General features: G+C 34.1%; 22 protein-coding genes. 16 read left to right on the top strand and 6 right to left on the bottom strand.

Annotated features, from left to right (window positions below; all coding sequences use genetic code 11):
- Positions 1-183 precede the first annotated feature (183 nt).
- The 14 genes from LQ189_RS02500 (at position 184) to LQ189_RS02565 (ending at position 16,553) form a co-directional block, all read left to right on the top strand.
- The gene (locus LQ189_RS02500) at positions 184-1,581 is read left to right on the top strand and encodes a UDP-glycosyltransferase (protein WP_230154110.1); all 1,398 of its coding nucleotides are present in this window, start codon (positions 184-186) and stop codon (positions 1,579-1,581) included.
- Position 1,582: 1 nt separating this feature from the next.
- The gene (locus LQ189_RS02505) at positions 1,583-3,016 is read left to right on the top strand and encodes an MBOAT family protein (protein ID WP_230154111.1); all 1,434 of its coding nucleotides are present in this window, start codon (positions 1,583-1,585) and stop codon (positions 3,014-3,016) included.
- A 49-nt stretch (positions 3,017-3,065) separates the two neighbouring features.
- Positions 3,066-3,944, top strand: coding sequence for a hypothetical protein (locus LQ189_RS02510; protein ID WP_230154112.1), 879 nt, complete (start codon positions 3,066-3,068; stop codon positions 3,942-3,944).
- A 58-nt stretch (positions 3,945-4,002) separates the two neighbouring features.
- Positions 4,003-4,734, top strand: coding sequence for an FkbM family methyltransferase (locus tag LQ189_RS02515; RefSeq protein ID WP_230154113.1), 732 nt, complete (start codon positions 4,003-4,005; stop codon positions 4,732-4,734).
- 207 nt (positions 4,735-4,941) lie between these two features.
- Positions 4,942-6,093 carry a glycosyltransferase family 4 protein gene (locus tag LQ189_RS02520; RefSeq protein ID WP_230154114.1) on the top strand — a complete coding sequence of 384 codons (1,152 nt, stop codon included), beginning with the start codon at positions 4,942-4,944 and terminating at the stop codon, positions 6,091-6,093.
- Positions 6,090-7,619, top strand: coding sequence for a glycosyltransferase family 2 protein (locus tag LQ189_RS02525; RefSeq protein WP_230154115.1), 1,530 nt, complete (start codon positions 6,090-6,092; stop codon positions 7,617-7,619). The genes LQ189_RS02520 and LQ189_RS02525 overlap by 4 nt, the downstream gene beginning before the upstream one ends.
- Before the next feature lie 3 nt (positions 7,620-7,622).
- Positions 7,623-8,411, top strand: coding sequence for a glycosyltransferase family 2 protein (locus LQ189_RS02530; RefSeq protein ID WP_230154116.1), 789 nt, complete (start codon positions 7,623-7,625; stop codon positions 8,409-8,411).
- Positions 8,412-8,421: 10 nt separating this feature from the next.
- On the top strand, positions 8,422-9,441 hold the full coding sequence (locus tag LQ189_RS02535) for an exostosin family protein (RefSeq protein ID WP_230154117.1): 1,020 nt from the start codon (positions 8,422-8,424) through the stop codon (positions 9,439-9,441).
- Positions 9,431-10,450: a glycosyltransferase family 2 protein gene (locus LQ189_RS02540; RefSeq protein ID WP_230154118.1), complete on the top strand. Its 1,020-nt coding sequence runs from the start codon at positions 9,431-9,433 to the stop codon at positions 10,448-10,450. Before LQ189_RS02535 ends, LQ189_RS02540 begins: the two co-directional genes overlap by 11 nt.
- A gap of 86 nt (positions 10,451-10,536) precedes the next feature.
- The gene (locus LQ189_RS02545; RefSeq protein ID WP_230154119.1) at positions 10,537-11,466 is read left to right on the top strand and encodes a methyltransferase domain-containing protein; all 930 of its coding nucleotides are present in this window, start codon (positions 10,537-10,539) and stop codon (positions 11,464-11,466) included.
- A complete protein-coding gene (locus LQ189_RS02550) occupies positions 11,463-12,581 on the top strand; it encodes a glycosyltransferase family 4 protein (protein ID WP_230154120.1) in 1,119 nt (372 codons plus the stop codon). Before LQ189_RS02545 ends, LQ189_RS02550 begins: the two co-directional genes overlap by 4 nt.
- Positions 12,578-13,654, top strand: a complete 1,077-nt coding sequence (locus tag LQ189_RS02555; protein WP_230154121.1) for a glycosyltransferase — start codon at positions 12,578-12,580, stop codon at positions 13,652-13,654. Before LQ189_RS02550 ends, LQ189_RS02555 begins: the two co-directional genes overlap by 4 nt.
- Positions 13,651-14,991: an O-antigen ligase family protein gene (locus tag LQ189_RS02560; RefSeq protein WP_230154122.1), complete on the top strand. Its 1,341-nt coding sequence runs from the start codon at positions 13,651-13,653 to the stop codon at positions 14,989-14,991. The genes LQ189_RS02555 and LQ189_RS02560 overlap by 4 nt, the downstream gene beginning before the upstream one ends.
- A 167-nt stretch (positions 14,992-15,158) precedes the next feature.
- The gene (locus LQ189_RS02565) at positions 15,159-16,553 is read left to right on the top strand and encodes an exopolysaccharide biosynthesis polyprenyl glycosylphosphotransferase (RefSeq protein ID WP_230154123.1); all 1,395 of its coding nucleotides are present in this window, start codon (positions 15,159-15,161) and stop codon (positions 16,551-16,553) included.
- A 21-nt stretch (positions 16,554-16,574) separates the two neighbouring features.
- On the opposite strand, the gene LQ189_RS02570 is transcribed toward LQ189_RS02565, so the two are convergent.
- Complete coding sequence (locus LQ189_RS02570) at positions 16,575-17,720, bottom strand: DUF4105 domain-containing protein (RefSeq protein ID WP_230154124.1); 1,146 nt, start codon at positions 17,718-17,720, stop codon at positions 16,575-16,577.
- Between the two features lie 126 nt (positions 17,721-17,846).
- A complete protein-coding gene (locus LQ189_RS02575; RefSeq protein WP_230158614.1) occupies positions 17,847-18,833 on the bottom strand; it encodes a PorV/PorQ family protein in 987 nt (328 codons plus the stop codon).
- Positions 18,834-19,153: 320 nt separating this feature from the next.
- On the opposite strand from LQ189_RS02575, the gene LQ189_RS02580 reads away from it, so the two are divergent.
- Both LQ189_RS02580 and LQ189_RS02585 read left to right on the top strand, forming a co-directional pair.
- Positions 19,154-19,870 (top strand): phosphatidylcholine/phosphatidylserine synthase, encoded by a 717-nt coding sequence (locus tag LQ189_RS02580; RefSeq protein ID WP_221916445.1) that lies wholly within the window; start codon positions 19,154-19,156, stop codon positions 19,868-19,870.
- 8 nt (positions 19,871-19,878) lie between these two features.
- The gene (locus LQ189_RS02585; RefSeq protein ID WP_230154125.1) at positions 19,879-20,745 is read left to right on the top strand and encodes a glycoside hydrolase family 25 protein; all 867 of its coding nucleotides are present in this window, start codon (positions 19,879-19,881) and stop codon (positions 20,743-20,745) included.
- 31 nt (positions 20,746-20,776) lie between these two features.
- Here the strand turns inward: LQ189_RS02585 and lptB are convergent, their stop codons facing one another.
- The 4 genes from lptB to LQ189_RS02605 all read right to left on the bottom strand — a co-directional run bounded on the left by lptB (position 20,777) and on the right by LQ189_RS02605 (position 23,753).
- Positions 20,777-21,517, bottom strand: coding sequence for an LPS export ABC transporter ATP-binding protein (gene lptB, locus LQ189_RS02590; protein WP_086452666.1), 741 nt, complete (start codon positions 21,515-21,517; stop codon positions 20,777-20,779).
- A gap of 109 nt (positions 21,518-21,626) precedes the next feature.
- Positions 21,627-21,980 (bottom strand): carboxymuconolactone decarboxylase family protein, encoded by a 354-nt coding sequence (locus tag LQ189_RS02595; RefSeq protein ID WP_158727947.1) that lies wholly within the window; start codon positions 21,978-21,980, stop codon positions 21,627-21,629.
- Positions 21,973-22,788, bottom strand: a complete 816-nt coding sequence (gene tatC / locus LQ189_RS02600; protein WP_230154126.1) for a twin-arginine translocase subunit TatC — start codon at positions 22,786-22,788, stop codon at positions 21,973-21,975. The genes LQ189_RS02595 and tatC overlap by 8 nt, the downstream gene beginning before the upstream one ends.
- Complete coding sequence (locus tag LQ189_RS02605; protein WP_230154127.1) at positions 22,788-23,753, bottom strand: SIS domain-containing protein; 966 nt, start codon at positions 23,751-23,753, stop codon at positions 22,788-22,790. Before LQ189_RS02605 ends, tatC begins: the two co-directional genes overlap by 1 nt.
- Positions 23,754-23,765: the final 12 nt, after the last annotated feature.

Genomic DNA, 23,765 nt, shown 5'->3' on the forward strand with positions numbered 1-23,765 from the left:
AATGTATCGAAAAGTCGTATTGGATAACCGTATCTACGATTACTTTACATTTTGCAACAGAAATTCACGAAGCTGTATTTTAATTTCTTAATTGAATCAACAAACTTCAACAGAAAAAGCAGTAGGTTTGTACGATTCAAAACGATATGGATCTACTTTTGTAAAGATTAAAACCAAGCATGCATGAATAAAAAAGTTTTTGTTTTTTTTCCAGATGGAGTAGGGTTGCGCAATTTTGCATTTACTCAGTTTAAGGAATTGGGAGAGGAACGCGGTAATACTATTGTATACTGGAATAACACGGTATTTTCACTTGAAAAAGAATTGGGTTATAAGGAATTACCACTCAAAAATCATAAAATACATCCACTAACACCTTTGTACACTCGAGCTAGAAAGCATGTTGAACTGAATGTATCTCAAAAAAAATTCAAGGACCCCGTTTACGCCACCTATAAATTTCCCTTTAGTTACAAAGGAATCAAAAATATTTTAAAGAGTGTCTTTACCCAAATACTCATTGGCTTGAACTCCTCTGAGGCAGGTATAATTCGCATTAGAAAACGAATCAATAGTTTAGAACGTTCTACAAAAAAATACCAGTATTGCAAAGCCCAGCTTCAAGCCCATAAACCAGATCTTGTTTTTTGTACCACACAGCGTGCCACACAATCTATAAGCGCATTGCTTGCTGCCCAAGATTTAGGAATTCCTACAGTAGGTTTTGTCTATTCTTGGGATAATGTTCCAAAGGCGATGCAACTCATAGAAACAGATTTTTATTGTGTTTGGAGTGATCTGATGAAAAAAGAAGTATTGACTTATTATCCGTTTATCAAAGAAAATCAAGTTTCTGTAACTGGAACTCCACAGTTTGAACCTCATTTTGATACGCGTTTGGCACAAAGCAGAATGGATTTTTGTAACCAACATAATTTGGATTATCATAAAAAGTACATCTGTTTTTCGGGCGATGATGAAACGACCTCGCCACTGGATCAGTTTTATTTAGAGGATTTGGCGCAAGCCGTACGAAGTTTAAACAGTAAAGGACATAATCTGGGAATAATTTACAGGAAATGCCCCGTAGATACTACCACGAGATATGAAAAAATAGTACAGCAATACCAAGATATTATTGCTGTGATAGACCCTTTGTGGACCTCCAAAGGAACACAATGGAATGAAATTTTACCCACAAAAGCTGATTTAGGTTTGTTGTATAATGTATGTGAACATTCAGAATTTGTGGCCAATGTGTGTTCCTCAACTGTTTTTGATTTTGTTTTGCACAATAAATCCTGTTTGTATTTTAATTACGAGCAACCTCAATTAAAAAAAGGCATTCGGGATATAGGTCAAAACTATAACTATGTTCATTTTAGGAGTATGCCCAGCCCATATGCTGCCGTTTTTTGTACCCATAAAAAAGATTTAGAATTCTTGGTTGAGCAAATTTTAGAAGAAAAAGTATCCAATGTTTCAGTAGGGAAAAAATGGTTTGATATTGTTGCATCAAATCATCCATCAGTTGCGTCTAAAACTATTTGGGATACCATAGAAACTATTTTAAAAAACTAATATGTTTTTCAATTCACTTGCCTTTGCGGTATTTTTGCCCATTGTTTTTATCTTGTATTGGTTTGTTTGTAATAAAAACAAGTCCTATCAAAATGCACTTCTTATTGTAGCGAGCTATTATTTTTATTCGTGTTGGGACTGGCGTTTTTTATTTTTGTTAATTTTCTCCACGTTTTTAGATTATTACACGGGGATTCAAATAGAAAAAAGCAGTAGTAAAACGGCGCGCAAATTTTGGTTTTGGCTTAGTATAGCAATCAATTTAGGATTTTTAGGAGTATTTAAGTACTACAATTTCTTTGCTGATTCGTTTTCTCAATTGGTAAATGGTTTTGGTTTTAAAACCAGTCCATTGTTACTTAATGTGGTGTTGCCGGTAGGAATTTCTTTTTACACCTTTCACGGATTATCTTACGTGATTGATATTTATTACAAGCGCATCAAAGCCGAATATAATTTTGTAGATTATTCGTTGTTTGTGAGTTACTTTCCTTTGCTTGTGGCTGGTCCTATTGAGAGAGCGACCCATTTATTACCACAAGTAAAAGTAAAGCGCAGTTTTGATTATCAAAAAGCTAAAGAAGGTGTATTTCAGTTCGTGTGGGGATTAGTCAAAAAAGTAGTCATTGCGGATACTTGCGCAACTTATGCGAATGCTATTTTTGATAATTACCCGTCTATGAATACCTTATCACTTGTTTTGGGTGCTGTGTATTTTGCGTTCCAAATTTACGGTGACTTTTCGGGCTACTCTGATATGGCATTGGGAATGTCAAAATTGTTTGGGATTGATTTGTTAAGGAATTTTAATTACCCCTATTTTTCAAGAGATATAGCTGAGTTTTGGAGGCGTTGGCACATTTCGCTTTCTTCTTGGTTCAAAGATTATTTGTATATTCCGCTAGGAGGTAGCTCAGGAGGTATGGCTATGAAAATTAGAAATACTTTTATCATTTTCTTGGTTAGTGGTTTTTGGCATGGAGCCAATTGGACTTTTGTTGCTTGGGGTTTTATCAATGCCTTGTACTTTTTGCCCTTGTTGATTTTAAATCGCAACCGTTCGAATATGGAAACGGTTGGTTTAAATTGGAATTTTAGCGGTATTAAAGTATTCTTTAGCATGCTGACTACTTTTGCTTTAACCTGTTTGGCTTGGATATTTTTTAGGTCCAAATCTATTGAGGCTGCCTATGAGTACATCGTACGAATGTTTTCGAATCGTATTTTTGAAATACAGTATTTAGAGAATCAAAGGTATAACTATGAAATTTTACTTCTGATATTAGCTTTTGTTCTTGTAGAATGGAAAAATCGTCAGCAAGTAGAACCTATTTCTGGAAAATACAGTTATTTAAGGCTGAGTCTTTGTCTTGTTGCTATTGTAGCTTTAGGCACTTATGCTGATTATAAAGAATTTATTTATTTTCAGTTTTAAAAATAAATAAGATAAGAAAACCTCAAATTCAACCTCGAAAACCCGAATAATGAAGCAGTTTTTAATTTTTATTGGCAAAACACTCTTGATACTCCTTTTGTTAGCAGTAATCTTGGATGTTTTGTACACCTCTGTTTATTTGCAATCCTCCACAAGAGGAAAGATAGAACAGGTTTACAACTCAAAAGCTCAAAAATTTGATGTGGTTATTTTGGGATCCTCAAGAGCCAATAATCATTTTGTAACTCCATTGTTTGAACAAAAAGGGTTGCACGCTTTTAATTACGGAATGAGTGGTGGACATCTTTTTGAAGCCTCCTTGCTATTAAAATTAATGATCGAAAAAAAGTATGTTATAAAAAATGTAGTTTTAGAAGCTGATTTGAATCTCTCCAATGAAAAGCGTGACGAAGGAGTTTCATCACATTTTCTGCCATTTTTGCATCAATCTCAAACTATAGCAAATCATTTTTCGAATGAAACTGATTTTGCATCCATGTATTATCTACCGTTTTATAGGTATGTAGCATTTGATGCAAAAATAGGTTTTAGAGAGTTATTTAATGTAGTGCAACAAAAGCCTACGACTTTACTAGATAATTCAGGGTATTATCCTTTGTACAAAAATCCAAAGGCAAATATGAAGAATGATTTGACCAACTTAAAGCCTTTGCAAAACAAATACTTTGAAGAAATAAAACAGCTTTGTAAAGAGAATAACATTAACTTTATTGCTATTATGACGCCTATGTGTAGCAATACCAAAGGCATGAATTATTTTGAAAAAGTAAAGAAATTATATCCTGAAATTCATAATTATGAAAATGTGGTGATTGGAGATCAATATTTTTCATCTTGCGGACATTTGAATGATGCAGGAGCTAGAAAGTTTACACAATTGGTGATTAATAATTTTTTCATAGAATAATAAGATGGGATTAAAAAACATGCTCAAATCTCTATTGGGAATGAACACCATAAAGTTCATGAAATCCAAATTTCAAACCGCAAAGGATAAAAAGCAAATTGCAAATCGCAGGACGTTTTATATGCAGTTTTTAAAAGAGGGTAGTTTGTTTTTTGACATTGGAGCCAATTACGGTAATAGGATTGAACCCTTGGTTAACGAGCCAATAAAAATTATTGCCATTGAACCACAAATAGAATGTGTTCGTTTTTTGCAAAAACGATTTGGTAAAAAAATTACTGTTTTACAAAATGGTGTAGGTAAAACAATGGATAGTAAACTGATGTACATTGCCACAAATGCTAATATTTTGTCCTCTTTTTCGAAAGATTGGATTGATTCTACAAAATACAGTGGTAGGTTCAGTGCTATTGAATGGGACAAAACGAGAACTATTGAGATGGTAACTTTAGATTATCTTATAGCAACTTATGGTAAGCCTGATTTTGTAAAAATAGACGTAGAAGGTTTTGAACTAGAAGTGTTGCAAGGTCTCACTCAAACATTTAAAACGTTATCAATAGAATATACTGTGCCGGAGCGTTCTGAAGAACTTTTAGCTTGTTTATCGTATCTAAATAACTTGACACAACAACAAGCACAATACAATTATTGTATTACTGAAAACACAAATTTTGCTTTGCCAAATTGGGTTTCATACGATCAAATGTTAAACGAAGTGAAAGCTAATAGATTTGTACATTCACTATTTGGAGATGTTTATGTTAAATTTATACCTAGAGTTGAGTAGAAATTGTTTATTTCTCGATATATTTTGAGCAATAAAATGATTGCATTTTTATGTCAAATGATCAAACTAATGTAACCTGTGATTTGTCACTTCGAGTGTTTTTGTGGAGCGCAACGGAATAAAAATGTATCGAGAATTCGTGTTTTGTAAAAGCAATCAGCAAGATAAAATAAAATATTTTAAAATACCATACCCAAACATACAGTTATGCACCTTGCTTTTTTAACTTCGGAATACCCACACGAACGCGTAGCTCATGCTGCCGGAATTGGTACTAGCATTAAAAATTTAGTGGTAGCATTGGTACAACTTGAGGTAAAAGTAACCGTAATAGTATATGGGCAAAAAGAGAATTTAATCCTAGAGGAAAATGGGGTTTCTATACATATGATTAAGCATAAAAAGTATAAAATGATGGGATGGTTTTTGCATCGCAAATACCTACAATCCTATTTAAATCGTTTAATTTTGAATCAAAATATTGATGTTGTTGAGGCCCCTGATTGGACAGGAATAACGGCATTTATGAATTTGAAAGTACCATTGGTTATTCGTTTTCACGGAAGTGATACTTATTTTTGTCATTTAGAGCAACGAAAACAAAAATGGAAAAATTATTGGTTCGAAAAGCTTGCAGTCAATAAAGCAATGGCCTACATAGCGCCAACTACTTATGCGGGTAAGGTTTCAAAAGAATTGTTTCATATCAAAGGGAAGCGCATTCAAACCATTCATTATGGCTTGGCGCTAGAAAATTTCGAAAATGAAAAACCAATCCAATACAATAGAGCGACCATTTTGTATATTGGCACCATTATCCGTAAAAAAGGTGTTCTGGAATTGCCTGCTATTTTTAATATCGTGCGTGCGAAATTCCCAGAGGTCAAACTGGTTTTGATTGGCGGAGACGCATCTGATATAGCAACGGGATCAACATCTACTTGGGAGTTATTGCAGCAAAGTTTTGACAGTGAAGACGCAAAAAACGTAACGTACTTAGGTAAAATACCGTATCAAGAAATCCAAAAACACATAAAACAAGCGCAAGTGTGTATTTTTCCTAGTTATGCTGAAACGCTTGGTATGGTGACTATTGAGTCCATGGCGTTGCGCAAACCTGTGGTAAATACATCAATTGGATGGGCACAAGAATTGATTGAAGAGGGAATTAGTGGCTATTTGGTGCATCCGTCAAACCACAATACCTATGCTGAAAAAATTTTTACAATTCTCGAAAACGATGCGCTGGCTGCAACAATGGGAGATGAAGCACGCAAACGTGTAGAAACTTTTTTTGACATCAAAAAAATAGCCCAGCAAAATCTAGTATTTTACCAATCAATACTTGTAAAGTCGTGATCATTGTTTTCCATCATAAAAATAAGGTTACTGCTGTTAAGCAAAATCAATTGCAAATCATTGGTTTTGTAGGTCAAGCTATTGCCGCTGTTATGGTGGAGTTGGCACGCAAAAATCAGGAGGAAATCATCGCTTGGTGCGCACAAGAATACGCTGAAGCTTTAAACGAAAACGAAATTGCATCTTTGCTTCATCATCAAAAAATGATGATCTCCTATGGCACAGCACAAGAAAGTTATTTGGGTCGCAAAATAGGTTATGTAGAAGAATCTCCTTTTTTAGATGTAAAAAAAAATGTGTTGTATCCCACCTGGTTGATGAGTAGTACAGTGGGAGCTATTCACGCCAATGTTTTGTTTTTGATAGCTCATAAAATTCCCACTAATGATCATCTGGATTTTTTCCTGAACTCTGCTGCTAAAATAGGGATGTTGAACGGGCTTTTGTGTTATTCAGAACCCCGATTACTGAAAAAGAATATAAACAAGAACAATGAAGTTGAAGCAAATAATTTTGTCTTGTTTCGTTTTGTAAGGCAGCATTACAAAAAAAGATGGTTGCTACTGTTATTTTTAAATTTAATTGTTTTTGAAAAGCAGTTGGCATTTTTTCCGTTAATTATTGCCTTTACTTACCAGTCTAGAAAAAAAATAAAGCTTAGTTTTGATACTATTGCAGTGCAATCTAGAAAAGAGGTGCTAAGCAATAGAAGCATTGATGTTATAATACCAACCATTGGCAGAAAAGCATACTTACATGATGTTTTAAAAGACTTGGCGTTGCAAACGCATTTGCCAAATAAAGTGATTATTGTGGAGCAAAACCCACAACTAGCGAGTGTCTCCGAGTTGGATTTTTTACAAGTTTCAAATTGGCCTTTTCAAATAAAACATATTTTTACCCATCAAGCAGGTGCTTGTAACGCGCGAAATGTAGCATTAAATGAGGTGCGTAGTGAATGGGTATTTTTAAATGATGATGACAATCGTTTTGGGTCAAACCTTATTGAAGCTGTTTTTGAGAAAGTAGAACAGTATGGTACAGAGGCTTGTACAACTGCTTATTTGCAGCAGGATGAAACTCAAATATTCAATACCATTCATCAATCGGGTATCTTTGGCTCAGGCAATAGCTTTGTTAAAGCCAGCGCTTTGCAACACATTCGTTTTGATGCTGCTTTAGAATTTGGTTACGGTGAGGATACCGATTTTGGGATGCAATTACGTCAATCAGGTGTCGATATTATTTATTTTCCAAGCTTGTACATCACTCATTTAAAAGCACCAATGGGCGGATTTCGAATCAAAACGCAACAAAAATGGGATAACGATCTTGTCGTACCAAAACCATCGCCAACGGTCATGTACGTTTTTAGAAAACATTATACAAGAGAACAATTATTATGTTTTAAATTAGTTTCGTTTTTTAAATTACTTAAAAAAGAGCCATGGCGCAACTGGGGTTCATTTATACATCAGTACGAACGCAAATGGCAAAGCAGCTTATATTGGTCTAAAAAATTATAAAATATGGATCATACACCACCAATGATAAGTTTTTTAATTACTCATTACAATAGGCCAAACGATTTGTTGCTGTGCCTAAACGCTATTCGTGGTTTAGATCTTTGTGACTATGAAATCGTGGTGTCTGATGATGCTAGTGAGGCACAACATTTGGAAATTATCCAACAGTATCCCATCGACCAGCTATTATTGGCTGATAAAAATGGCGGTTTAGCGGCAAATATCAATCGCGGTTTGCAAGCTTGCCGTGGACAGTACATTATATATTGTCAAGAAGATTTTATGTTGTCAAGTAAATTGGCAATTATTTTACCTGAGTGTTTAGAACACTTAGCTTCAAAAAAACTTGATTTGATTCGTTTTGTATCCAATATGAATTTTAACTCGACTTCGTGTGTAAGTACAAACATCAGTAGGATTCCAAAGTTTGCATTTCGTAATTTTTTACAAAATTATTATCAATATAGTGACCATCCTTTTATAACTACTAAAGATTTTCATCCTACTTTTGGCTTTTATCAGGAAGAAACTTCAGGACGATACGGAGAGACTGAGTACGCCATTCGAATTCTTAAGTCGGCTGCCAAAATAGGAATTACAAAACAAGCTTATGCTTCTACAATCGACGGCAGTCAATCAGTTTTGGCTAATGAAAGTAAAGTCGTTGCAAAATCTTTTTCTTTCAATAAAAAAGCGATCCATTGGGCGAGAGCATTTCGACTTTATGCAGAATTGCTATTGTATGATAAAAAAAATCGAGGTTTAAAAACGTACAGAAATTTCAGAAATTAAGATAAAACTAATGCTGAAGATTTATACCGATCATCTGTTTATAACCCCTGAAAACCGGAAAGAAGTTTTTCCGTTGTTGTTTGATTTGTGTTATACAGATAATAGTATTTTGCACTCCTTTTACGAGCTGGTATCAACTATTGAAGCGTGTGACGTAGCAATAGTTCCTGTAAATTTGCGACGGTTTGGTAGCCGAACTGAATTAAATCAATTTATTTCTGAGGCTCAAAAAAGGCGTAAAATAGTTTGGCTGTATTCAGGTGGAGATTTTGGACTAACATTAGACTCGGCTGTTCATGTATTTAGAAACGGTGGTTTTCATTCTAAGTTACCAAGGACTACTTTTATTTTGCCGTCTTTTATCAATGATCCCTTTCAAAATAAAGATCAAGGAGTAGTTGCTATTCCTAAAATTGCGATGCCTCAAATAGGGTTTGTGGGGCATGCAGCTAATTCAATTACTAAACAGTTAAAAGAATTAATTGGGTATTGTAAAAATAATTTAGATATAATTTTAAAGCGGGAACAAGCTGATTTTCAAAATTTTTATCCTTCTAGTACAAAACGTTATCATTTTTTAAAACAATTATCAAAAAGTAAAAAAGTAGCAACTAATTTTATTTTGAGAAAAAATTATAGTGCTGGTGCAAAAACAGTTCAGGACAAAGCCATTGCAAGACAGGAATTTTTTGATAATATTGCTGCTAATCCGTACACGTTTTGCATGCGTGGAGCAGGAAATTTTTCGGTTAGGTTTTATGAAACGTTGGCCATGGGAAGGATTCCAGTAGTGGTTAACACGGATATCCGATTGCCTCTAGATGATCAAATTGATTGGAGTAAACATTGCGTGATGGTATCTGAGGGAAACATGATACAAGAGTTGGTTGCTTTTCACACTGATATTGAACCAAAAGATTTTATTCAAATGCAAATTGACAACCGTAATTTATGGTTGAATTTTTTAGAACGAGAAGCTTATTTTAGTACTATCTATGGTATTTTTAAAAATAAAATAAATGAAGTTTAGTCTCATTATATGTACGTACATGCGCCCAAAAGCCGTGGTCAAATTGTTGCAATCTGTTGCGAAGCAGTCCCTTTATCCAGATGAAATTCTAATCATTGATGGGAGTGAGAACCAAGATACGGAAAATGCTATTGCACAACATGATTTTGATAAGGTGGCTTATTACAAAGTACGTGAATCAGAAAGAGGTTTAACAAAGCAAAGAAATTTTGGAATTCAAAAAAGAGATAAAAATTCTCAAGTAATTTGTTTCCTTGATGATGATACTGTTCTTACTCCGACGTATTTTTTTGAGATTATACAAACTTTTAAAAGTAATATAAATATCGCAGGGGTTGGCGGTGTTGCCACTAACGAAAATAAATGGCAAGAAAAAAAACAGAATATTTCTTATCATCCTCATTATTTTTATCAATGGGAAAATTACGTTTATCCCGAAGGATTACGTAATGTAGTTCGTAATTATCTGGGTTTGTCTTCTCCATTACATCCGGGAAAAATGCCTAATTTCTCCCATGGTCGCACTTGCGGTTATCCCTTGACAGGCAAAATCTATGATGTAGATTTGTTAATTGGCATGTCAATGTCCTTTCGGGCAAGTGTTTTTAAGGAGTTACAATTTTCTACTTATTTTGAAGGATATGGTTTATATGAAGATGCTGATTTCAGTTTGAGAGTCATACAATATGGTAGAAATGTTATCAATACAAAGGCTCAATTGCACCACTATCACGAACCTTATGGTAGACCAAATCAATATAAATATGGTAAAATGGTTGTTCGAAACGGTTGGTACGTGTGGCGAGTGAAGAATCCAAATCCTAAAATCAAGGATAGGCTCAAGTGGCATGCAATTACCGTTTTGTTATTGTGCATCAGAGGTACAAATTCTTTGAGAGGCAATGATAAAAAAGCCGCATTTTTAGAAACCATAGGAAGAGTTGTGGGTTGGATATCGGTTTTATTTTCTCCGCCGCAAATACAAAATAAGGACTGTGGAGGCTTTTAAAAGATTCAGAAAAGATTCGTTAAGAATTCCGTTGGCTTTTAGAATAAAAAAACATTAAATTTGAATGTCACAATTTACCCTATTGTATGCAAAAACACATTATTCATCCTGATTCAAATGCTAAATTAGTATCATTTACAAAAGATTTTTTTTATTTTGAAGACGGTAGCATGTTGCCTGTTTTTAATGGGATTCCAGTTCTTTTTAGCACACAGTCGATGTTTTGTTACGAGGATATTTGCAAAGCCAAAGTGACTACTCAAAATGGGGCTCATTTAGACACCTCAAACCTGAAAAATTACATCCGTAGAAAAATGTTGCCTGCTTTATGTGCTGATTTTAACATGGATCAGCGGTATGCTGAACTAGCAAAAAGGTTGGCTAAAGGCAGTAAAGTGCTTATTGTAGGTGTGGGTGAAAAAGCTACTTATTATAAAAATATTTTCAGTGATTGTGAGGTTATAACCACTGATGTTCATGCTACTTTTAAACCAGATTATATTTTTGACGGGCATTACATCCCGTTTGAAAATGCTTGTTTTGATCTTGTTTTGGCGGCACAAGTTATAGAGCATACTTTGCATCCGTGGCTTTTTTGTGAAGAATTACAAAGGGTTACCAAAATAAATGGTTTTTTGCAAATAGAAGCTCCACAATCATTTCCATATCATGCTGAACCCTATGATTTTTTTAGATTTACTTTTACTGGTATGCGAAGTTTGTTTCGGGAATGTGCCGTTGTTACTTCTGAAATAACTGAGGGGAACGCAGCAAATGTAGCGGTTACGGTATCTAATTTTTTTATCAATACTTCTTCTACTAGGTGGATAAGGAGTGCATGGTTGTTTGTTACAAGATTGACATTAGGATGGATGAAATATCTAGACCGCCCGAAAGTTAGTCTTACCAGACGATCCGTTTCAATGCCAAAAGGGTATGCGTTTACTTTTCAAAAAGATTCTCAGCCCCGATCTTCAAAAGACTTATTAACGGAGTTTTATCAATTAAAAAAATGAGACTTCTCGTTATTACCCATGTTCCTCATGTTCATAAAGACGGGCGTTATTATGCCTATGCTCCTTATGTAAAAGAAATGAATTTGTGGTTAAAACATTGTGATACAGTAACTTTTATTGCTCCTTTACAAAACGAAAGGCATACAGTAATTGATACTTTTTATGCACACAATAGATTACAATTTGTACCTGTAGCACGTTTTGATGTGCTTCATTTTAAGAGTGTATTGCTGGCTTTTTTAAAAATTCCAAAGATTTGCATCCAGCTTTTTAAAGCAATGCAAAAGGCAGATCATATTCATTTACGATGTCCTGGAAATATAGGAATGCTAGGCTGTATCGTTCAAATATTTTTTCCTAACACCCCAAAAACAGCTAAATATGCTGGTAATTGGGATCCTAATGCAAAACAACCTTGGACGTATAGGTTGCAAAAGTGGATTTTGAATGCTACTTTCTGGACCAAGAACATGAATATTTTGGTGTATGGTGAATGGAAAAATGCCAGTTTAAATTGCAAACCTTTTTTTACAGCTAGTTATTCAGAAAACGAAATAGTTCCACTTGAACCAAGGAGCCCAAATGCTGCCTTTACGTTTGTCTTTGTGGGTGCATTGGTACCGGGAAAAAATCCTCTTTACGCCATAAAACTTATCGAAAAATTACTATATCAAGATTGTAGTGTTACTTTAAAAATCTATGGTGACGGACCTTTAAAAGTTTCTTTAGAAGAGTATATTAATTCTAATAATTTGTCTCAATGGATTACCGTAATGGGGAATCAAAGTAGTGAAGTGGTAAAAAAGGCCTATCAATCCAGTCATTTTGTGATATTACCATCAAATAGTGAGGGTTGGCCCAAAGCAATCGCCGAAGGAATGTTTTGGGGCTGTATTCCACTGGCAACTGCTGTATCTTGTGTTTCAACTATGTTAGATTATGGTAAAAGAGGAGTTTTGCTTAACATGCAATTAGAGCAGGATAGTAAAGAGATTTTTGCTCTTTTACAAGATGCCACTAAGCAAGAAATACAACGCAAAGCAGCAACTGATTGGTCCAGAGCATATACAATAGAGCGTTTTGAAAACGAAATACAATTGCTTTTACAACCATGAGAATCATACAACTCATAGATACACTTGCTGCTGGAGGTGCTGAACGAATGGCTGTGAATTATGCTAATGCACTCAACACAAGAATAGATTTTTCGGGGATTGTATGCACGCGTCAGGAAGGACCATTGCGAGAGCATATTGAATCTAAAACCGCTTATTTTTTTTTAAACAAAAAAAGAACCCTTGATTTTAAAGCTATTTGGGCTTTGCGCCAATATGTTACTCAACATAATATTGAAGTCATTCATGCGCATAGTACTTCCTTCTTTTTAGCTTTTATGGTAAAACTGTTACGTCCTTCTTTGCAGTTGGTTTGGCATGATCATTATGGAGATAGTGAGTTTTTAAAGGCTAGACCCACACTGGCATTGCGGTTAACCTTGCCATTTTTTAGTGGGATTATCGCAGTAAACCAAAAATTAAAAAATTGGGCTGAAACTAAAGGGTTTGGTATTAATGTTATTTATTTAGAAAATTTTACTACGCCCCAAAAGCTCGAGCAAAACACAGGTGAGTTACATGGTGAAGTAGGAAAACGAATAGTATCCTTAGCTAATTTGCGGCTTCAAAAAAACCATGCTCTACTTTTAGAAGTTGCAGTATTAGTCCAGAATTCCCATCCTAACTGGACCTTTCATCTTGTTGGGAAAGACTTTAATGATGATTATTCGAATGATTTAAAAAAAAACATTGTAGCTCTTAATCTTGAGCAAACCGTTTTTATCTATGGATCCAGAAGTGATGTTTCAAATGTTTTACACCAAGCTACAATTGGGATATTAACTTCATCTTCTGAAGGGCTACCTCTCGCTTTGTTAGAGTATGGTATTGCAGGCTTGGCCACCGTTGTAACTGATGTCGGGGAAAATGGAGCAGTAGTTAGCAATGGTGAAAATGGGTATCTCGCAGATCAAAATTCAAAAAAAATCTATGAAAAACTACTGCTTTTGATGCAGGATGCGGTAAAACGAAGTACTTTTGGCGCAAAGCTGAAAGAAACTGTTCATGCAAAATTCTCAGAGGAGCATGTGATTTCACGTTATTTAAGTTGGTTGGAAAAGCGCAATACATGAAAAAAGAAGATAGATCCTATTTGTTTTTAATTGTCTTGCATGTTGTAATTGGCATGCTGATATTTATGCTTCCTTTTGTGGCTAAAATTTATGGTTTTGCCATTTTTGTAGTAGGTGCTTATTACATTATCAAAACTCAAAATGTAAATAATGAATGCTTAAAAGTTGCCGCTTATGTTGTGGGTAGCGAAATCATTTTAAGAATGACAGGAGGTAATATATCCTATGAGTTTTCAAAATATGAAGTTATTATTTTTTTGTTTTTAGGCATGTATTTCAAGGGGTTTTCACGATCTGCTTTTCCGTATTGGATTTTTTTACTGTTACTCATTCCAGGTGTAATCATGGCCACCTTTGTTCTTAATTTTAATTCGAATATAAATAATGCTATTGCGTTTAACATTTCTGGTCCTGTTTGTTTGGCTTTTGCCTCTTTATATACCTATCGGAGAAAAATAAGTTTGGAACAAATGAATTCCATTCTTCTTTGTGTGGGATTACCTATCTTGAGTTGCACGGTTTATCTTATTTTTTATACCCCTAATGTTAGGGATGTAATTACAGGTACAGCTTCTAGTTTTGAAACATCAGGAGGTTTTGGGCCTAATCAAGTTGCTACTTTTCTAGGCCTTGGAATGTTTATCTTTTTTTCGAGAATTATTTTAGAGTCAAAGAGCACTTTTTTGGTAATACTTAATTTAATAGTAGCCTTAAATATTAGTTACAGGGGTATGGTTACTTTTTCAAGAGGAGGTATGATTACTGGGTTTTTAATGATTATCATGTTGCTTCTGTTTTTATATTTCAAATCAAATGGAGCGGGAAAGGTTAAATTGAGTTATATATTTATTATTATATCACTTGCTATGATGGCTATTTGGTCTTACTCGTCCTATCAAACGGGTGGACTTATTGATAAACGTTATGCCAATCAAGATGCTGCAGGAAGATCCAAAGAAAGTCAGTTTACCGGAAGAGAAGATGTGGCTCAAAACGAAATTAATATGTTTTTTAAAAATCCGATATTGGGCGTTGGGGTTGGAAAAGGAGTAGAAATTCGGGAACAGGAAATGGGCATTAAAATAGCGTCACATGATGAAATAACTAGAATGCTTGCTGAGCATGGATCCTTAGGTTTGGTAGGATTATTAATTTTGCTAGTAACACCTTTTGTTTTATTTGTTGAAAACAAGTTTAACATGTATTTAATTTGTTTTGTAGTGTTTTGGTTTCTCACAATCAACCACGCGGCTATGCGTACAGCGGCACCTGCGTTTATTTATTCTTTGGCACTGTTAAATGTACAACTACGCACTTCGTCAAGAGATGAAACGTAATAATGTGTATGTTAGCAGCATAGTTTATATTCTATGCGATATTCTTTAATATTATAGTTTTCGCTTCCTTTTTTCGAGTCGCTATATTTGTTAAAAAAAAACAAAGATTTTCTAAATTTATCTCCTCTTAAAAGTGCTATCTTGCAGTACCAATCATAATACGATTTATGTTTTCTATTGGCAAAATACATTTTGAAATTTCAGAGCGAAAGTTAATTCTACGCCTATTTGATGTTCTGTTTGTTTTAACGGCCTTATACGTATTGGGTCAGTTTTTTGTGTTCGATTATTTTAGCATTTCAGCAACAAATTATTATTGGACAATAGTTCTTGCGGTATATATCAATTTCTTTGGTACCATTTTCGAAATGTACAATTTGCAGGTAGCAAGCAATCAATTTCAAGTTTTAAAAAGTACTTTAATTACCGCCTCTGTTACTGCGCTGGTATATCTGTTAACACCTTTTTTCTCGCCTGTTTTACCAAGTAGTAGGCTTCAAATCTTATTGTTTTTCAGTGTTACTTTCCTCTCTTTATATGCTTGGCGCATCTTGTATGTTGTTTTTTTAGCTTCTACTAGATTTTATCAAAATGCAGTTTTAATTTGTGACCAAAAACGAGTTCAAGAACTTATAGATGGTCTTGAAGATATAGACCCGCATTATAAAATTTTAGGGTATGCTAATGTTTCACAACCTGATACAGAAAGTAAACATTACAACTATGTGCCTGAAATCACGGCCAATGATCTGTTGCAATTTGTCAAAGAAAATAAAGTATCCGAAATTGTTGTGGCTACAAATCATGAAGAGGGTATGGATACTATCTTGTATCAAAATTTACTTCATGTTTTAGAGTCGGGAACAGTAATTAGAGAATACACTCAAGTATACGAAAGTAAAACCCAGCGTATTCCTATTCAGTACATGGAAAAAGATTTTTACCGCTGCTTTCCTTTTAGTCGAAGCAATCATAACAAGTTGTATTTATTAATTGTGAGATTCTGTGAGATTGCAATTGCTTTGTTAGGTGTTTTTATTGGTTTGTGTTTGATTCCATTTTTGTTGATTGGAAATAGTTTGGGTAACAAAGGGAGTTTATTTTATTTTCAAGAACGAGTTGGAAAAAATGGAGTAGTTTTTCAAATCTTGAAATTTCGTACAATGATTGAAAATGCCGAAAAAGATGGAGCTGTTTTTACAACTGTAAATGATTGTCGCGTAACAGCTTTTGGAAAATTTTTAAGAAAAACTAGAATTGATGAATTCCCGCAGTTTGTCAACATTATAAAAGGCGATATGTCAGTTATAGGTCCGCGTCCGGAACGTCCTGTTTTTGTCAAAGAAATAGGAGCTATAATGCCATTCTATGATACTCGTCATATTATAAAACCGGGCCTTACGGGTTGGGCACAGGTTAATTATTCCTATGGCGATACCATATCAGATAGTGTTATAAAGTTGCAATATGACTTATACTACATCAAACACCGTAGTATCTATCTTGATCTTAATATAGTGTTTAAAACCATTACAACCGTTTTGTTTTATCGCGGGCAGTAAATTATAATTATGATTGAAGCCTTAGATAATAATTGGAATTCTACGTTTGTTTTGAATGGCAATTCTCACTAAAATGATTCCAGAAGTTACAAGTAATGGCAACACAAGAATTAGATGCACTTTGTTGATCATTATTACCAGATAAACAAATAGACAAAGTAGGTTAAAAAGAGCAAGTCTATAGATCCCTCTTTTATTTTTTCTCCAAAAAAATAATAAAAATCCAAGTAGTGTAGGATTAAATAGAAAAATATTATAATTATTTGCTAGTTCAAGATGCAAGGAATAGAACCATGCAAAAGAGAAAAATAACCCAATACAAGCCATTATACTCAAGAAAAATATATTTACAAATCGCTTGTTGAGTACCACTATAAAAAAAAGTAAAGCGAAATAAGTGTAAGGATTGTTCCAATAGGAAAACGGAGCTTCCTTGTTGAGTGAAAGCAGTGTTTTAGTTTCTGATACAATTGGGTTATTTTGATATTGAATTTTTTTCAAGCTTTCCAATAATTGAAAGGGTAAAAAAAGCTGCGTTCCTTGTTGATCTACTTTGGTTCCAAAAATGATACTTGTTCCCAGTTTTTCGTAAAAGTGATTTTGAAAATAGGGAAACAAAATAGCTCTGTATGTCTCGTCTTCGTGGGATTTATTTACAATTAGTTTCGTTTGGAGCGTTTTATTGATCAAATCAACCACCATTGAGGTGCAATTTTTATCTATAAATTTGTAGGTGTAATAGCTAGATCCTGATGTAAGGGACTCGTTCAAGGCATTAAATAAATCTTGTTTTTGGGTGGTAGAAAGTCGTAATTCTTGTTCAAAAACAGCTCTTTCTTCATATTGATATTGAGATATAAATTCGGGAAATGTATGGACTGCAGCAAAATATTGCAAGTCTCCTTTTACAAATTTCATAACAAAATTTGGGGTTTGAAAATCAAATGCACCATAATTATAAACCAAATCCAATGCGTTTGCAGGATCTTGTATTCTCAATGCTGTGTGACCAAAAAGTGAATACGACTCGTTTCCAGTGCCACAAGTAATTACACTTACTTTAGAACTATTTGATATTAAATTTTTTTGACTGAAAATCCATTGAGACGCGATTAAAAAACAAAGTAAAAGTGCATTTTTTTTAATCATTGATGCTAGCATGTTCATGTAGTTTAGTTGGATTTGTAGTAATGAAACAGAAAACAAATATAAAAATAATAAGCTTTGACCTCTATATTTTTGTTCAAAACAAACTTGAAAACCTTTACAAAATTAATAATCTGTGAAGAAATTTTAATTTCTAAACATGCTTAAGTCAACCTTTAAGGAAAAGATATTAGAATACAAAGCCGTGCTTTGATTGCCAATATCTGTCAAAGCATAATCTATTTGAATGCCTTTGTACTTGAATCCTAATCCCACATTAGGCTGAAAACCTACTTTTTCACTGCCGTCAAGTTGCATCACGTTTTGAAAATTCCCCATTCCAGTTCGGATAAAAACCAAATCGGTATAGCCAAATTCTAGTCCTACAGCAGGATCTATACTAATGCCATCTGTTGAAATCAAATCATTTGTTTTAGCAAACCGCATGTTCATATTAACCGCCGCTTCAATACTGTAATCGTATCTAAATGTTACTTTTTTTGCAAGTCCTAGTTGGACTTTTGGTGCAGTAATTTCGGCGCTTTCGGGCAATTCTTGGTTTTCATCTGGAATAGCATTCGCAATTTTTTGGTATTCTTTTTCATTGATATCCCATACGTTGTAGGTAGTGGTAATGTCTCTAACCATCAATCCAAATTGCCAATCGTTTTTTTTAAATTGTATTCCAGCATCAAAACCAAATCCCCAAGAATTGGCAAATTTCCCTATAATACGCCGAATTATTTTTGCATTAATCCCATATTGAAATCCGGGTACGGGTAGCTTTCGAGCATACGAAAAGGTAAAACCATAATCAGCTGTTGAAAATAAGCTGATTCTATTGTAGTCAATATTTCCTTCGCTATCAATAAGTTCAGTGGTGTTTAAAATATCATCCACCCCAAAACGGATCAAAGAAATTCCCCATGCACTGCGCTCATCAATAGGACTGGCATAGGCAAGATAATCGTATTGAGCTATATTGGCAAAATAATTAGCATGCATAAATGAGGCTTGATGATCTTCAAGACCCATCAATCCAGCAGGATTCCAGTATCCAGAGTTTACATCTTTTGTAGAGGCTACGACCGTATTTGATCGGCCTAGTGCCGCAGCATCAACACCAATATTCATAAACTCGTTAGAATATTTTCGAACTGTTTGACCGCTAACAATGGCGCTTGTGCAAAGTACCAGCAGTAAAAGACTTTTTTTCAAGTATATGGTTTTTATGTAGTGCTATTTTTTATCAAAAATAGAATTTTTTAATGAGCTGCATGCTATATGTAAACTGAATTATAACGTTAATGCACTTGTAATAGTATGACAGGTATTGGTAAAATAATTTTAATAAATGTGTAGTGTTATTATTTATAGCTACTCTTTTAAAAAAAACATGTATTTCATAGACATATTGTACTAAATTTGTCCTAATAATTTATAACGCTTCACAGATGATGCTTAAAAAACACATTCCTAATATTATCACATTACTCAATCTTTTTTCTGGTTGTATTGCGCTTGTTTTTGCTTTTCATCAAGATTTTAAAATGGCTTTCTTTTTTGTTTGCCTAGGGATTTTTTTAGATTTTTTTGATGGTTTTTTTGCTCGTTTGTTCAAGGTATCGAGTCCATTAGGTTTACAGCTTGATTCATTGGCAGATATGGTTACGAGCGGTGTAGTTCCGGCAGTGGTTATGTATCACATGATGATTAGTAATTTAAGTACTGCGTCAGCTGCGCCATGGCAGTATTTCCCTTATTTAGGTTTTATAATTGCACTAGGTTCTTGCTATAGATTGGCTAATTTCAATATAGACACTCGTCAATCTGATTCTTTTATAGGACTTCCCACTCCAGCAAATGCACTTTTTATTTTAAGTTTACCTCTTGTATTAGCAAGTACTGATTCATTAATTGTAATTGAATTGATAACTAATGATTGGTTTTTATTAGTAATCACACTATTGAGTGCTTTTATGCTTAATGCTGAGATTCCACTGTTTTCATTGAAAATCAAAAAGTTTAGCTTTAGAGAGAATGCATTACAAATAGTATTTCTTGTAGTTTCACTTTGCCTTATGCTATTTTTCGGGTTTCTAGGAATTCCGTTGTTAATTACTTTTTATATCCTTCTTTCTGTAATTCAAAATAAATTTTTACAGAAGTAATTTTTGTAATGAAAAAAAAAGTCAGCACAAGAAAGCATTCGTACAATAGAACGACGACTAGAAAAACGAAGCGCTCTAAAAGCAATCTTTTTTGGTGGTTTTTAGTTGTTTGTTTTTTTGGTCTAATTTTATATCTGGGCTATCATTATAGAGGAGGTCTTGCGTATTATTTAGGATTTAAATCCAATAAAACAAATTCCCAAACTGCCGAAGAAAAGCGAATTTCTGATATAAGAAACGTTCAAGTTCTTGAAAAAAGTAACGGAAAAAGTGTAGGTATAGATGTTTCTGAATACCAAGGAAAAATAAGTTGGTCGTATGTTGATACGTTAGAGCAGCAATATCCTATTCAGTTTGTATTTATAAGAGCCACGGTGGGAAAAGATCGAAAGGATAGAAAATTTGATCAAAATTGGGCTGGCGCCAAAAAAAATAAAATGATTCGAGGAGCCTATCATTATTACCGTCCCAATGAAAATTCAATAGAGCAAGCCCGACTTTTTATAAAGACGGTTAACCTGCAAAAGGGAGATTTACCTCCAGTGGTTGACCTTGAAAAACTCCCAAAAAATCAATCCATTCAAAATTTAAAACTAGGTTTGAGAAGGTGGTTGCAGGCGGTTGAAGCGCATTATCAAGTAAAACCCATCATTTATACTGGAGAACGTTATTACGATGATTTTTTGAAAGAGGAATTTAGTGATTACCTTTTTTGGATAGCCAATTACAATTTTTATAGAGAGGAAATGAAAGACAATTGGTTGTTTTGGCAATTTACAGAGAAAGCCTCGGTACCAGGAATAGAAGGCAATGTAGACGTAAATATTTACAACGGAGATTTGCAACAATTACAACACATTACCTTAGAGGAATAACCAAAAGAATTTTACTGTAATTAGTGATAAATTAAAATTCTAATTTTCTTTTTCTCAATTCAAAATTTTGTCCAAGATACACTCTTCGTACCATTTCGTCTTCTACTAATTCTTCGGGAATTCCTGCTTTAAGAATACCGCCTTCAAACATTAAGTAGGTTTTGTCAGTAATGGCAAGAGTTTCTTGTACGTTATGATCAGTTATTAAGATACCAATATTTTTGTTTTTCAATTGCGCCACAATTCTTTGAATATCTTCTACCGCCACTGGATCTACACCTGCAAAAGGTTCATCTAATAAAATAAATTTAGGGTCGGTGGCTAAACAGCGTGCAATTTCGGTTCTGCGTCGTTCCCCACCCGAAAGTAAATCACCACGGTTTGTACGAATGTGTTCTAGACTAAACTCTTCAATTAAACTTTCCATTTTAGCTTCTTGTTCTGCCTTAGAAAGTTTAGTCAATTGCAAAACACTGAGAATATTATCTTCAATACTTAGTTTTCTAAAAACCGAAGCTTCTTGAGCAAGATATCCTATGCCTTGCTGCGCACGCTTGTACATAGGATAATCTGTTATGTTTAAATCATCTAAAAAAATATTTCCCGAATTGGGTTTAACCAATCCTACTATCATATAAAATGAAGTGGTTTTTCCAGCGCCATTTGGCCCCAGTAAACCCACAATTTCGCCTTGATTTACCTCTACAGAAATCCCTTTTACTACGCTTCTACCTTTATAGGTTTTAATTAAATTTTCGGCTCTTAATTGCATTTACATTATTCGTTTAATGGGTTTGTAGTCCACTGGAAATGGGTACTTTCAAATTATTTAGTTGATTTATTCTTTTTGATTTCTAAAAAAAAAGCTGTTTAAGAAATTATTATTTAGCTTCGTTTTCTTCTAATGCTTCCCAAAATTCATAAGCTCTACGCAAATGAGGAACAACAATAGTACCTCCCACAAGGGTAGCAATTCCCATAGCTTCCATCATTTCTTCCTTAGTAACGCCTTCTTTGTGGCTTGTTTCTAAATGGTATTTAACGCAATCATCACAACGTAATACAGCTGATGCCACAAGACCTAGTAGCTCTTTTGTTTTTACATCTAATGCGCCTGCAGCATAAGCATTGGTATCAAGATTAAAAATTCTTTTTACAATTTTATTGTTATCTGCTAGTAATTTTTCGTTCATTTTTGAACGGTACTCATTGAATTCTTGAATGATATCAGCCATTTTGTTTGTTTTGATTTTTTACTACTATTTTTGATATTAAGATACTTGCTTCATAAATGATTAGCATAGGTATGGTTACTATAATTTGACTCACTACATCTGGCGGTGTCACAATTGCTGCCACAAAAAGAATAATAATTACGGCGTATTTCCAATATTTTCTTAAAAACTCAGGAGTCACAAGACCTACCTTAGTTAAGAAATAAATGATTATGGGTAACTCAAAAAATAAGCCACAAGCTATAACACTAGTTTTTACCATGCCTATATAAGAATCTATACTAAACTGGTTGATCACTACATTACTTACTGTAAATGTAGCAAAGAAGTTGACAGACATTGGAACTATTACGTAATACCCAAAAAGAACACCTATAAAAAACAGCATAGAAGAAGAAAAAATAAACAATTTAGCATGTTTTTTTTCTGATTCATACAAGGCAGGACTGATGAATTTCCAGACTTCCCAAAGAATAAAAGGGAAAGAAAGGATGAAACCCGCAGTGACGCAAGACCAAATAAGTACATTTATTTGCCCTTCCATATTTGTGTTTTGGATAATAAACGGCATTTCTTTAACACAGATCAATTCCGAATTTCCCAGCTGACTGGATAAATCGCAAAAGAATCTATACGTTATAAAATCAGCTTTTGTAGGTCCAAAAATAATGACATCAAATATATAATCACTGATTAAAAATGCAACCGTAGCAAGAATTAATACGGCTATAGTGCTGCGTACCAATAACCATCTCAACTCTTCAAGATGGTCTAAAAACGACATCTCGTTTAGATTTTTTTTTGCCATTATACTATTCCTTCTTTTAAAATATCATGTAAATGTAACACTCCTTTATAAACTCCTTCATCAACAACAACAAGCTGGGTAATGGTAAAATTTTCCATAGTGTTCAAGGCATCAACCACCATAGCATCAGAAGTTGTGATTTTAGGATTCTTAGTCATAATATCACTAGCAGTCAGCTCTGTAAAGGTGTCTCTTTCGCTCAACATGCGTCGGATATCACCATCAGTAATTATTCCTATGACAATGTCATTCTCTACCACAGCAGTTACCCCTAATCTTTTCTCTGATATTTCAAAAATAACTTTTTTTATGGATGCATCGGGGGCTACAGCAGGTTTTAAGCTGTGTTCTAGCATATTTTTTACGCGCAGTAATAATTTTTTGCCTAGAGCGCCTCCAGGATGGTAAACTGCAAAATGCTCTGGTTTAAAATCGCGGAGTTCCATTAAGCATACCACAAGTGCATCACCCATTACAAGTTGTGCGGTTGTACTGTTTGTAGGAGCTAAATTATTAGGGCAAGATTCGGCATCAACAGTAGTGTCTAAAACATAATCAGCACCTTTTGCTAAGAATGATGCTGTATTTCCAGTGATTGCAATCAATGTATTTCCAAAACGTTTTAGTAATGGAACGAGCACTTTTATCTCAGGACTATTGCCACTTTTTGAAATACAAATAATGACATCCTCATGTTGTATCATGCCTAAATCACCGTGAATAGCTTCTGCGGCGTGCAAAAACAATGATGGTGTTCCAGTAGAATTGAAGGAAGCAACCATTTTTTGTGCTATTATCGCACTTTTACCTATTCCTGTAACAACCAGCCTTCCTTTAGAATTGAAGATTGCGGTTACTGCATTGACAAAGTTTTCATCCAGATAATCAGTGAGTTTTGCTATTGATTGACTTTCAGATAAAATGGTTTTTTTGGCACTAGCCAATATATTTTCTTTTGAATTCAAAACAGAATAATT

The organism is Flavobacterium sp. CECT 9288 (assembly GCF_918731615.1).
In the GTDB taxonomy this organism is placed as follows: Bacteria; Bacteroidota; Bacteroidia; order Flavobacteriales; family Flavobacteriaceae; genus Flavobacterium.

Excerpts from the sequence above, each read along its gene's own strand:
- LQ189_RS02500 (WP_230154110.1), top strand. The coding sequence starts at position 184 with ATGAATAAAAAAGTTTTTGTTTTTTTTCCAGATGGAGTAGGGTTGCGC.
- lptB (WP_086452666.1), bottom strand. The coding sequence starts at position 21,517 with ATGCAATTAAGAGCCGAAAATTTAATTAAAACCTATAAAGGTAGAAGC.
- tatC (WP_230154126.1), bottom strand. The coding sequence starts at position 22,788 with ATGGCAAAAAAAAATCTAAACGAGATGTCGTTTTTAGACCATCTTGAA.
- LQ189_RS02505 (WP_230154111.1), top strand. The coding sequence starts at position 1,583 with ATGTTTTTCAATTCACTTGCCTTTGCGGTATTTTTGCCCATTGTTTTT.
- LQ189_RS02540 (WP_230154118.1), top strand. The coding sequence starts at position 9,431 with ATGAAGTTTAGTCTCATTATATGTACGTACATGCGCCCAAAAGCCGTG.
- LQ189_RS02515 (WP_230154113.1), top strand. The coding sequence starts at position 4,003 with ATGAAATCCAAATTTCAAACCGCAAAGGATAAAAAGCAAATTGCAAAT.
- LQ189_RS02575 (WP_230158614.1), bottom strand. The coding sequence starts at position 18,833 with ATGAATATTGGTGTTGATGCTGCGGCACTAGGCCGATCAAATACGGTC.
- LQ189_RS02550 (WP_230154120.1), top strand. The coding sequence starts at position 11,463 with ATGAGACTTCTCGTTATTACCCATGTTCCTCATGTTCATAAAGACGGG.
- LQ189_RS02555 (WP_230154121.1), top strand. The coding sequence starts at position 12,578 with ATGAGAATCATACAACTCATAGATACACTTGCTGCTGGAGGTGCTGAA.
- LQ189_RS02570 (WP_230154124.1), bottom strand. The coding sequence starts at position 17,720 with ATGAACATGCTAGCATCAATGATTAAAAAAAATGCACTTTTACTTTGT.
- LQ189_RS02510 (WP_230154112.1), top strand. The coding sequence starts at position 3,066 with ATGAAGCAGTTTTTAATTTTTATTGGCAAAACACTCTTGATACTCCTT.
- LQ189_RS02520 (WP_230154114.1), top strand. The coding sequence starts at position 4,942 with ATGCACCTTGCTTTTTTAACTTCGGAATACCCACACGAACGCGTAGCT.
- LQ189_RS02545 (WP_230154119.1), top strand. The coding sequence starts at position 10,537 with ATGCAAAAACACATTATTCATCCTGATTCAAATGCTAAATTAGTATCA.
- LQ189_RS02535 (WP_230154117.1), top strand. The coding sequence starts at position 8,422 with ATGCTGAAGATTTATACCGATCATCTGTTTATAACCCCTGAAAACCGG.
- LQ189_RS02585 (WP_230154125.1), top strand. The coding sequence starts at position 19,879 with ATGAAAAAAAAAGTCAGCACAAGAAAGCATTCGTACAATAGAACGACG.
- LQ189_RS02565 (WP_230154123.1), top strand. The coding sequence starts at position 15,159 with ATGTTTTCTATTGGCAAAATACATTTTGAAATTTCAGAGCGAAAGTTA.
- LQ189_RS02530 (WP_230154116.1), top strand. The coding sequence starts at position 7,623 with ATGGATCATACACCACCAATGATAAGTTTTTTAATTACTCATTACAAT.
- LQ189_RS02595 (WP_158727947.1), bottom strand. The coding sequence starts at position 21,980 with ATGGCTGATATCATTCAAGAATTCAATGAGTACCGTTCAAAAATGAAC.
- LQ189_RS02560 (WP_230154122.1), top strand. The coding sequence starts at position 13,651 with ATGAAAAAAGAAGATAGATCCTATTTGTTTTTAATTGTCTTGCATGTT.
- LQ189_RS02580 (WP_221916445.1), top strand. The coding sequence starts at position 19,154 with ATGATGCTTAAAAAACACATTCCTAATATTATCACATTACTCAATCTT.